The organism is Faecalibacterium sp. (assembly GCF_052358865.1).
Lineage (GTDB): Bacteria > Bacillota > Clostridia > Oscillospirales > Ruminococcaceae > Faecalibacterium > Faecalibacterium butyricigenerans.
Map to the genome: position 1 here is coordinate 25,278 of NZ_DAWCVJ010000022.1, position 9,956 is coordinate 35,233.

Here is a 9,956-nt window from a genome sequence, read left to right on the forward strand (position 1 = left end):
CCACGAACAAAAACAAAATATGCGGATATGGCGGAATTGGCAGACGCGTTAGATTCAGGTTCTAATCGGGGCAACTCGGTGGAGGTTCAAGTCCTCTTATCCGCACCATCTTCTGAAAAGACCTTGTAAACTTCAAAGTTTACAAGGTCTTTTTTTGCTTTCCGGCAAAAAGATGTTCGTCGGGCGTCTTTCCGGACTTGAACACAGCACACGATGCCCCCGCATCCTGAGAGAATGAAAGCTGCACAAAGAAGATTGAAGTCCATGTGCAATATGCACAATAAGTTTTCCGCGACAAAATACAGAAGTAGGTATTTGGCTCTAAGACCGGACAACTTTATCGATGAAATCAAAAAATCTGTTGACTTGAAATCCTCCGGAATGTTATCCTAGGGTCAACAAAAGCACCGTCAGGTGCGAGCCACTACACGAAAAAAGGCAAACAAAAAGGAGAGTAAAATGATGAAAACGCGTATTGCGGCGTTGGCCACCGCCGGTGTCCTCGCTTTGTCGATGCTCACTGGCTGCGGAAGCAAGCAGGAGAGCTGGAAAGTCACCTGCCCGTGGGCACCGTCTGGTGTGGCAGCGATGGTCAGCCAGAAGGCAGCCGCCAAGTCCCCGGACTACTCGGAGAAAAAGATCACGCTGGTGGCAGAGGCTGTCAAGGGCGACGCCGCCACCGTCAATACTTGGGTGGCCAGCACCAAGGCAAACGACAAGGAGCTGGTCTTTGCCGGTGAGGGACTGTTCGCCATCACCGAGACGCTGGACCCGGCCAAGCTGCAGTTCGGCTACGACGATTTCGAGTTTGTGGAGAACCTGTATTCTTCCGTCTTCGTCCTGTCTGCCGATTCTTCCCTGAACCTGAAGAGTCTGGACGATCTGGAAGCCTACGTCAAGGCAGGCAACCCCGTGTCTGTGGCCGTCAACGGCGCGACCGGCTCGGAGGCCTTCCTTGCAGCGGCGCTGTTTGGCTCGATGGGTGCCGGCGATCAGCTGAAGCTGACCCCGTACCAGTCCGCCGCAGAGGCTGCACAGGCTGTGGCAAAGGGCGAGACGAACTTTGCAGTCTCGCATCAGTCCCAGATCCTCGAGACCTACCAGCAGGGCGGTGTTGACGTGGTCTGCGCATTCGACGACAAGGCCATCGAAAACGGCCCCTTCGCAGGGGTCGAGGGCGTCGGTGCCAAGGGCTATCCCTACTTCCGCAACCGCTGCTTCGTTATGGCTCGCAAGGGCACCGACGCGGCAAAGGTGGCCGAGCTGAAGGAGTTGTACGACAAGATCCTCGCCGATCAGGAGATGGTCGAGTGGCTGAACGACACTATGCTGCTGGAAGTTGACACCATGACCGAGGACGATGTGAAGGCTCATATCGAGAACGTCAAGAGCATCGTCGAGCAGTATAAGGACATCGTGGCGGGCTGATAACAGGCCCTCTATAGCGAAAAAAGCTGAAGCAGGGGGGAGGGGAAAGCCCCGACCCCCTGCTTTTGTGTTTCAAAAAAGGAGTGGAAACAGGTGAAAAATCTGATAGAACGCATCGAAACAAGGCTGGACGGATGGGGTGCGAAGCTCGAGGAGAAGAACATCGAGTACCCCGTTGACCTGATCTGCGGCATTCTGTTTCTGGTCATCGGCATTGTACTGCTGCTCATCATGCCCCAGCAGGTGCAGATCTCGGAAAAGGACGTTGTGAACGGCCGCGCCTTCCCGACGATGCTGGTCTGGCTCATGCTGGCCATGAGCGCCCTTCTGGTGGGCCGGGAGGCATACAACATGGTGATGCACCGCCCGGTCAAAACGAAAACGCTGAATCTCCTGGTGGAAGCAAAAGCGCTGGTCATCGTCCTCATTCTGGTGGTCACCTATCTGCTGGCGGAGATCACGGATCTGTTCGTGGTGGGTGCCGTGTTCTGCGCACTGGCCTTCCTGCTGTTTTTCCGCTGCAAGAAGCCCCTCTACTACGCCATCACCGTCTCGATGGCCGTACTGATCTGGGTCGTGTTCCACTTCGTTCTGAATGTTAGTTTCTGAGGAGGCAGAATATGGGTTTGTTTGATTTTATCGGCCCGGCCTCCGGGCTGCTCTTCACCCTCGAAAATATCATCTGGATCAACCTCGGCGTCTTTATCGGCTGCGTGTTTGCGGCCATCCCGGGCCTGAGCGTCATCCTCTGCATCATCCTGTTCCTGCCCGTCACCTACACCATGAAGGCCATCCCCGGCATGATGTTCCTTCTGGGCATCTACTGTGCGGGCGGATACGGCGGCTCGGTGTCGGCCATCCTCATCAACACGCCGGGCACGCCCCACGCAGCGGCTACCATGCTGGACGGCTACCCGCTGTCCAAGATGGGCCGCACGAAAGCGGCGCTGAAGATCGCGCTCTACGCCTCCACCTTCGGCGGCATCTTCTCGGCGCTGGTCCTGCTCTTCCTCGGCCCACAGGTGGCTAAAATTTCGGCACAGCTGGGCACGGCAGAGTACTTCATGGTCTGTCTGTTCGGCATGACCATCATCGCAGGCGTCTCGGGCAAGAGCCTCGTCAAGGGCATCATCGCCGCCTGCCTCGGCCTTCTCATCTCCTGTGTGGGCGCAGACCCCATGACCAGCTATGACCGCTTCACCTTTGGTATCCCTCGTTTGTATCTGGGCCTCGACCTTGCCGTCACCCTCATCGGCCTGTTCGCACTGGTGGAGATCATCGGCAAGGCGGAGCTGAAGCGGAGCGAGCTGAACCTCCACGCCGGAAAAATCGGCAACGACGACGGCAAGATCACAAAGGATGAGTACAAGCGGATGCTCCGCCCGGTGCTCATCGGCTCTCTCATCGGCTCCTGCGTGGGCATCGTGCCCGGCACCGGTGCTTCGGAGGCCTCGTGGTTTTCCTACAACACTGCAAAGAATATGTCCAAGCACCCGGAAGAGTTCGGCCACGGCTCTGTGGAGGGCGTTGCGGCGGCTGAGTCGGCCAACAACGCCGTCTGCGGCGCGACCCTCATCCCCCTGCTGACGCTGGGCATCCCCGGCGACGGCTGCGTGGCCATTATGCTGTCCGCTCTGATGATCAACGGCCTGAACCCCGGCCTCTCGCTCTTTACCACGGACGGCCCCATCATGTATGCCATCATGCTGGGCCTCATCCTTGTGAACATCTTCATGTTCCTGCAGGGCAAGTACCTGACCAGCCTGTTTGCAAAGGTCGTCTCCATCCCCCAGCAGATCCTGACCCCCATCATCGTCATCTTCTGCTTTGCCGGTGCTTACTCGGTGAACAGCAGCTATTTCGACCTGAGCGTTGCGCTGGTGTTCGGCGTGATGGCGTGGTTCATGCGCAAGCTGGAGCTGCCCGCTGTCCCTGTGCTGCTGGGCATGGTGCTGGGCAACATGACGGAGACCAATTTCCGCCGCGCCCTGCTCATCTCGGACGGAAGCCCCAGCATCTTCTTTGGCAGCGTGTACTGCTGGATCTTCATTGCGCTGATCGTGGTGGTCATCCTCGGCATCCTGCGCGGCAAGATGAAGGAAGCAAAAGTGAAACAGTAAAGAAAGGGAAAAAACCGTGGCATATAACATCATTTTTTATTTCAGTGACCAGCAGCGCTGGGACACCTGCGGCTGCTTCGGTCAGCCGCTGAACATCACGCCCAATCTGGACGAGCTGGCAGCGGAGGGCGTGAAGTTTGACAATGCCTTTTCGCCCCAGCCGGTGTGCGGACCCTGCCGCGCCCTGTTCCAGACCGGCAAATACCCCACCGAGACCGGCTGCTTCCGCAACAACCTGATGCTGCCCTCCCAGATCAAGACACTGGGCGAGTACATGGAAAAGGATGCCGGGTATGAGACGGCCTACATCGGCAAGTGGCATCTGGCCTCGGACGGCGAGCTGGAGAAAAAGCCGACCATCGACCACACCATCACGGCGGTCCCGCTGGAGCTGCGCGGCGGCTATACCGGCTACTGGCGCGCTGCGGACGTGCTGGAATTTACCTCCCACGGCTACGACGGCTATGTGTTCGATGAAAACAATAACCGCATCGACTTCAAGGGCTACCGCGCCGACTGCATCAACCAGTTTGCGCTGGACTACCTCGACCAGTACACCGGCGAAAAGCCCTTCTTTATGACGGTGTCGCAGATCGAGCCGCACCATCAGAACGACCATAACCACTACGAAGGCCCCGACGGCTCCAAGCAGCGGTTTGCCGATTTTGTTCTGCCAGAGGATCTGAAGGCTCTGGGCGGCAACGCAGCGGAGGAGTACCCGGACTATCTGGGCCAGTGCGCCAGCCTCGACGAGAACCTCGGCAGGCTGGTGGCAAAGCTGAAGGAAAAGGGTCTGTATGACAACACCGTCATCCTCTACGCCTCTGACCACGGCTCCCACTTCAAGACCCGTAACCGCGACGCGCACCTGAACGGCTACGACGACTACAAGCGCTCCTGCCACGACGGCTGCCTGCACGTGCCGCTGGTCATCTGCGGCGGACCGTTCAAGGGAGGCCGGGAAGTGACCGAGCTGGTCAGCACCGAGAGCATCCCCAAGACCCTGCTGGCTCTGGCAGGCGTGGACGTCGGCGACAGGATGATCGGCGAAAATCTGCTTGACGTGGTGGAAAAGAAGAACGATAATAGAGCAAACGAGGTCTTTGCACAGATCTCGGAGAGCCGCTGCGGACGCTGCATCCGCACGGCGGACTATATGTACTCTGTCTATGCCCCCGGCGTCAACGGCGGCGAGGCTGCGGCATCGGATGTCTATGCGGATGATTTTCTCTACGACATGAAGAAGGACCCGTGGCAGCTGAACAACGTGGTGGCAGACCCCGCATACGCTGGGGTCAAGGCAGAGCTTCGGGAGCGCCTGCTGAACTGGATCGAACGCGCAGAGGGCACCCGTCCCACCATCACCGACTGAAAAGGAGCGCCTGCCCATGCTCTCGGCTGTTGAGAAAAAATCCGATCAGGTCTACCGCTGGCTTCTGGCCTATATCGACGAGAACAAGTTCTCCGGAAACCAGCGCCTTCCCTCGGAAAATGCCCTCTGCCGGAAGCTTGGCGTCAGCCGGGAAACGATCCGGGTGGCCATCGACCGTCTGGTGAGAGAGGGCCTCGTCTACAAGCTCAAGGGCAGCGGGACCTATTTCCACCGGGAAAAGGTGATGACGCGGGATCTGAACACCGACGATGCGCTCTATAAGATCGGCCTTATTTTGCAGGGACAGGATACCAGCGCCAACTCGGGCCTCATCGAAGGGGTGCGCAGCGTCCTGACACAGGAGCAGGTAGACCTTCACGTCTTCCTGACCGACAACAAGTTCTGCAACGAGCGCCGCTGTCTGGAAACGGTGGTGCACCAGAACTTCCACGGCTTTATCGTGGACGGCGTGAAGTCGAGCATCCTCAGCCCAAATCTCGACTGCTACAAGGAACTCTACCGGCGCAGGATCCCGGTGATCTTCTACAACAACTTCTATCGGAATCTGCGCTGCCCCCGGGTGACCATCAACGATATAGAATGCGCCCATCAGCTGATCGGGCGTCTGATGGATGCCGGGCACAGCCACATCGCCGGCATCTTCGTGTACGACAACTACCAGAGCGTGGAGAAGTTTCAGGGGATGGCGGAAGCGATGCGAAGCCGCGGGCTGGAGCTGAACGATGACTATATCAAGTGGTGTATTTCGGACGAGGCCCACAACGAAAGCTATGTCCGCGCCATCGAACGGTTCCTGAAGAGCATCCCCAAATGCACCGCGATCGTCTGCTGCAACTACATCATCTATCGACTGGTCATCAAGACTTTGCAGAAGATGGGGAAGACCGTGCCCGAAGATTATTCGCTGGTCTGTTTCGATTATTCCGAAGAAACCTATCGGCAGGAGGATGTCACCTGCTCGGTGGAGCAGGGCTTCGAGATGGGGCGTCAGCTTGCGCTGCGCCTTATGGAGATGATCTCCACCGGCGAATGCGACGACCGGAACTATACCTATGTCATGAAGCCCATCCTCTACGATGGCCATTCCATCCGGAAGATCCAGAAGGCAAAATAAAAATTCTCCCGGAGGCAGTCCTGCTCTCCGGGAGAATCTCTTTATCGGCCCTGTTGTGCCAGAAAATGTGCCGCAGTCTGCAGGCGTGGAAGTGCGTAGGCGAAGAACTGCCGGTATGCTGTGCAGAAGCGGTTGCTCCCGGCGGCATCCCAGTCACGCTTGCAGCCGCCCCGGCAGAGCAGCCGGTAAGGGCAGGCGGCGCATTCTGCCGGACGTTTGCGGCCCTGCGCCAGAAAGGTCTGGCTCGTGGGAGAAGCAAGTGCAGCTTCGACGGTGCAGCGGCTCAGGTCGCCCAGCTTCCACTCATCCAGAACATAAAAGTCGCAGGGATAAAGGCTTCCGTCCCCTTCCACCGTGAGATAATGGCCGCAGGAGCCGGAGGAAGCGCAGGAGGTAGGCGGCATTCCCAGCAGGATGCGCAGATAATCCTCAAAATTGCGGACGCTGACGTAATTGCCCTGCTGCAGCTGCTGATACCAGACATCAAAAACGCCGCACAGAAACCGGCCATAAAGCTCCGGCGTCAGGGAATAGGCCTGTCCGCCGACGGTGTCGAGTGGGTCGAGACAGGGGATGAACTGCAGATTGTGCCGCCCCAGCGCGCAGAGGCTCTGGAAGGCGCGCTGGGGCTTTCTGGCCAGCTGGCCGGTCACGACACAGAGCAGGTTCGTTTCGACCCCGTAGGCATCCAGAAGTCCAAGGGTATGAGTCGCTCTGTCCCATGTGCCATGTCCGGCAGCGTCCAGCCGGTAGAGGTCGTGGACCTCCTGTGTGCCGTCAAGAGAGAGGCCCACGAGGAAAGAGTTGGCTTTGAAAAAGGAGGCCCACGCCTCATTCAGGCCGATGCCGTTGGTCTGGATGCTGTGGAACACCGAGAGGCTGCGCTTCAAGGAGCGCTCCGTTTCCAGAAAGAACTGAAAAAACTCCAACCCGGCAAGGGTCGGTTCGCCGCCCTGAAACAGAAAATGGACGCTGCCGCCGTCCTCGGTGGCGGCGAAGGCCTTTTCGATCAGCTCTCTTGCCATTTCGTGGGAGAGCAGCCCCATGTTTTTGCAGGCCCGGCTGCTGGAAACATCGTCATAAAAGCAGTACCGGCAGCGCAGGTCGCACAAACTGGATGCTGGCTTGACGAGGAATGTATTGTGTTTCATAGGGATACCCTCCGTGTTTTTCATTTCCTGAAACAAGGATACCGGAAAACACGGGCTTTCGCAAGCAGTAACGGACAAAAGCTGTTTGAAATACCGATAAAACCAAAATAGTTGTCAGAAATGAAAAAAAGGAGCAGAAAACTTGCATGGATGAAAATAAAACATACAGTATGCGGTCGGCACGGCTTTGGAAGCTGTTTTTAAGCACATTGTACATCAGCAGCTTTACCTTCGGCGGCGGCTTTGTCATCGTGACCTTTATGAAGAAGAAATTTGTGGATGAGCTGCACTGGATCGATGAGCAGGAAATGCTGGACATGACCGCGCTGGCGCAGTCCTCGCCGGGTGCCATCGCCGTCAATGCGGCGATTCTGGTGGGCTGGCAGGTAGAGGGGCTGGTCGGGATGCTCGTGGCGGTGCTGGGGACCATCATTCCGCCCATGGTCATCCTCTCGGTCGTCTCGGTGTTCTACAACGCCTTTGCCTCCAACCACTATATTGCCCTGCTGCTCAAGGGGATGCAGGCCGGTGTGGCGGCGGTCATTCTGGATGTGGTGTTCGACCTCGGCAGCAAGGTGCTGAAGACCCGCTCGTGGGTGTATATTGCCCTGATGGCGGCGGCATTTATCGCCAATACGGTGCTTCATGTCAATGTGGTCTTGGTCATCCTTGCCGCAGCGGCATTCGGCGTGGTGCGGGCGCTGGCTCAGTGGAAAAAAGGCGGTGCAAAATGATCTACGTTCAGCTTTTTCTCAGCTTTTTGCAGGTGGGGATGTTCAGTGTGGGCGGCGGCTACGCCGCCATTCCGCTGATCCAGAGTCAGGTGGTGGAGCAGCACGGCTGGCTGACCATGCAGGAGTTCACCGACCTTGTCACGATCGCGGAGATGACCCCCGGCCCCATTGCGGTCAACGCGGCGACCTTTGTGGGACTGCGGATCGCGCAGGTGTCCGGAGCTATCGTCGCAACGCTGGGCTGCATCACCCCGGCGCTGTTCTTTGTATCGCTCCTGTCCTACATCTACCGCAGGTACAAGGACATTTCCCTGCTGCAAAGCGTTCTGGCCTGCCTGCGGCCGGTCATCGTGGCACTTATCTTTGGCGCAGGGCTTTCCATCCTGTCGATGGTGGCGTTTGGCGGCGATGCAAAGACCCTCGCCCATCTGGACTGGGTCGGCATCGGCAGTTTTGCCGCGGCTTTTTTTGCGCTGCGGAAGCTCAAATGGAACCCCATCCTGACCATGTGCCTGTGCGGCGTGGCCGGGCTTGGGCTGCATGGTCTGCTTGGGATATGACCGCGGGATAAATGGCCCGGAGATGCATCTTTGGGAAGAGGAGGCAGAGCCTCGATCCCGCACAACAAAGGCCGCCCCGGACAAGGGCGGCCTTTGTTGTATCATCTTGTATTATTACTTGGAGTACAGCTCTACGATGTTCAGCAGGATCTCGGTGGCCTTGTCCATCCGCTCGACGGTGGTGCACTCGCAGACGCCGTGGAAGTTGAAGCCGCCGGTGCCGAGGTTGGGGCAGGGCAGGCCCTTCCAGCTCAGAACAGCGCCGTCGGTGCCGCCCCGGACGGGGATCTCCTCCGGGGTCAGGCCGGCCTTTGTGATGGCCTTGCGGGCGGTCTCCACAAGGTGGAAGTGGGGCTTGATCTTCTCCAGCATATTGCGGTAGCTGTCCTTGATCTCGACTTCCACCGTGCCGGGGCCATACTTGCAGTTGAGGTAGCAGGCGATGTGGAGAAGGTTGTCCTTCTTGAACTGCAGCTTGCCGATGTCGTGGTCGCGGAGGATATAGCCCAGCTTGGCCTCGGTGACGTCGCCGTACATCTGGCACAGATGGTAGAAGCCCTGATAGCCCTCGGTCGTCTCAGGGCGGGCCATGGCGGGCAGAGCCATGTGAAACTCCATCGCCACGTTGGAGGCATTTATCATGGCGTCCTTGGCGCTGCCGGGGTGGACGGAGAAACCGTGGACCGTGACGGTGGCAGAGGCGGCGTTGAAGTTCTCATACTCGATGCCGCCCACGTCGCCGCCATCGACGGTGTAGGCGAAGTCTGCGCCGAAGCCCGGGATGTCGAAGAGGGAAGCGCCCTCGCCGATCTCCTCGTCGGGGGTGAAGGCGATGCAGAGTTTGCCGTGGGGCAGCTTCTTCTGGATGATGGTCTCGGCGGCGGTGAGGATCTCGGCCACGCCGGATTTATCGTCTGCGCCCAGCAGAGTGGTGCCGTCGGTGGTGATGAGGGTCTCGCCCTTCAGCTCTTTCAGGAAGGGGAAGGTGGAGGTCTTCATGACCATGCCGGTGCCGGGCAGGACGACATCGCCGCCGTCGTAGTTTTCGTGGAGGATGGGCTTGACGTTCTCGCCGGAGGCGTCGGGGGCGGTGTCCATGTGGGCGATGAGGCCCAGCGCGGGCTTCTTCTCGCAGCCCTTGGTGGCGGGGATGCTGCCGTAGACGTAGCAGTGCTCGTCCACAAAGGCGTCCTCGATGCCGATGGACTTCATCTCCTCCACCAGCAGGTGGGCCAGATCAAATTCCCGCGCGGCAGAGGGGTGGGTGCCGGATTCGGGGTCAGAAGTGGTATATACTTTGGCGTATTTCAGAAGTCGCTCGTAAGCACGCATAAGTAAAGCTCCTTTATGTTTTTTCTTTATGATACCCTTTTTGAGGGCTTTTTACAAGAGGGGAGGGGGTTATAAGGATGTTGCGGTGGGTGCGCGCGTTAGTGGCGCGGGTTATGTTGCTGTT

General features: G+C 58.3%; 9 protein-coding genes and 1 tRNA gene. 8 read left to right on the forward strand and 2 right to left on the reverse strand.

What is annotated here, in order from left to right:
• The first annotated feature begins 21 nt into the window (after positions 1-21).
• The 6 genes from ACT8X9_RS05530 (at position 22) to ACT8X9_RS05555 (ending at position 6,055) form a co-directional block, all read left to right on the forward strand.
• Positions 22-108: transfer RNA gene (locus tag ACT8X9_RS05530), tRNA-Leu, on the forward strand.
• A 351-nt stretch (positions 109-459) separates the two neighbouring features.
• Positions 460-1,428 carry a tripartite tricarboxylate transporter substrate-binding protein gene (locus ACT8X9_RS05535; RefSeq protein ID WP_444268378.1) on the forward strand — a complete coding sequence of 323 codons (969 nt, stop codon included), beginning with the start codon at positions 460-462 and terminating at the stop codon, positions 1,426-1,428.
• Positions 1,429-1,521: 93 nt separating this feature from the next.
• On the forward strand, positions 1,522-2,037 hold the full coding sequence (locus tag ACT8X9_RS05540; protein ID WP_412589181.1) for a tripartite tricarboxylate transporter TctB family protein: 516 nt from the start codon (positions 1,522-1,524) through the stop codon (positions 2,035-2,037).
• Positions 2,038-2,048: 11 nt separating this feature from the next.
• Positions 2,049-3,548 (forward strand): tripartite tricarboxylate transporter permease, encoded by a 1,500-nt coding sequence (locus ACT8X9_RS05545; protein ID WP_444268379.1) that lies wholly within the window; start codon positions 2,049-2,051, stop codon positions 3,546-3,548.
• Between the two features lie 16 nt (positions 3,549-3,564).
• On the forward strand, positions 3,565-4,920 hold the full coding sequence (locus ACT8X9_RS05550; RefSeq protein WP_444268380.1) for a sulfatase-like hydrolase/transferase: 1,356 nt from the start codon (positions 3,565-3,567) through the stop codon (positions 4,918-4,920).
• Positions 4,921-4,936: 16 nt separating this feature from the next.
• Positions 4,937-6,055, forward strand: a complete 1,119-nt coding sequence (locus ACT8X9_RS05555; RefSeq protein WP_444268381.1) for a GntR family transcriptional regulator — start codon at positions 4,937-4,939, stop codon at positions 6,053-6,055.
• Between the two features lie 41 nt (positions 6,056-6,096).
• On the opposite strand, the gene ACT8X9_RS05560 is transcribed toward ACT8X9_RS05555, so the two are convergent.
• Positions 6,097-7,206: an SPASM domain-containing protein gene (locus ACT8X9_RS05560; protein ID WP_444268382.1), complete on the reverse strand. Its 1,110-nt coding sequence runs from the start codon at positions 7,204-7,206 to the stop codon at positions 6,097-6,099.
• Between the two features lie 146 nt (positions 7,207-7,352).
• Between ACT8X9_RS05560 and ACT8X9_RS05565 the strand changes: the two genes are divergently transcribed.
• Positions 7,353-7,940, forward strand: coding sequence for a chromate transporter (locus ACT8X9_RS05565; RefSeq protein ID WP_412589189.1), 588 nt, complete (start codon positions 7,353-7,355; stop codon positions 7,938-7,940).
• Positions 7,937-8,500, forward strand: a complete 564-nt coding sequence (locus tag ACT8X9_RS05570; protein ID WP_412589190.1) for a chromate transporter — start codon at positions 7,937-7,939, stop codon at positions 8,498-8,500. Before ACT8X9_RS05565 ends, ACT8X9_RS05570 begins: the two co-directional genes overlap by 4 nt.
• A 114-nt stretch (positions 8,501-8,614) precedes the next feature.
• Here the strand turns inward: ACT8X9_RS05570 and pepT are convergent, their stop codons facing one another.
• Positions 8,615-9,832: a peptidase T gene (gene pepT / locus ACT8X9_RS05575; RefSeq protein WP_227621945.1), complete on the reverse strand. Its 1,218-nt coding sequence runs from the start codon at positions 9,830-9,832 to the stop codon at positions 8,615-8,617.
• Positions 9,833-9,956: the final 124 nt, after the last annotated feature.

What these genes read in the sequence shown, in the direction of transcription:
- ACT8X9_RS05555 (WP_444268381.1), top strand. Translation starts at nt 4,937, where the DNA reads ATGCTCTCGGCTGTTGAGAAAAAATCCGATCAGGTCTACCGCTGGCTT.
- ACT8X9_RS05570 (WP_412589190.1), top strand. Translation starts at nt 7,937, where the DNA reads ATGATCTACGTTCAGCTTTTTCTCAGCTTTTTGCAGGTGGGGATGTTC.
- ACT8X9_RS05545 (WP_444268379.1), top strand. Translation starts at nt 2,049, where the DNA reads ATGGGTTTGTTTGATTTTATCGGCCCGGCCTCCGGGCTGCTCTTCACC.
- ACT8X9_RS05565 (WP_412589189.1), top strand. Translation starts at nt 7,353, where the DNA reads ATGGATGAAAATAAAACATACAGTATGCGGTCGGCACGGCTTTGGAAG.
- pepT (WP_227621945.1), bottom strand. Translation starts at nt 9,832, where the DNA reads ATGCGTGCTTACGAGCGACTTCTGAAATACGCCAAAGTATATACCACT.
- ACT8X9_RS05560 (WP_444268382.1), bottom strand. Translation starts at nt 7,206, where the DNA reads ATGAAACACAATACATTCCTCGTCAAGCCAGCATCCAGTTTGTGCGAC.
- ACT8X9_RS05535 (WP_444268378.1), top strand. Translation starts at nt 460, where the DNA reads ATGATGAAAACGCGTATTGCGGCGTTGGCCACCGCCGGTGTCCTCGCT.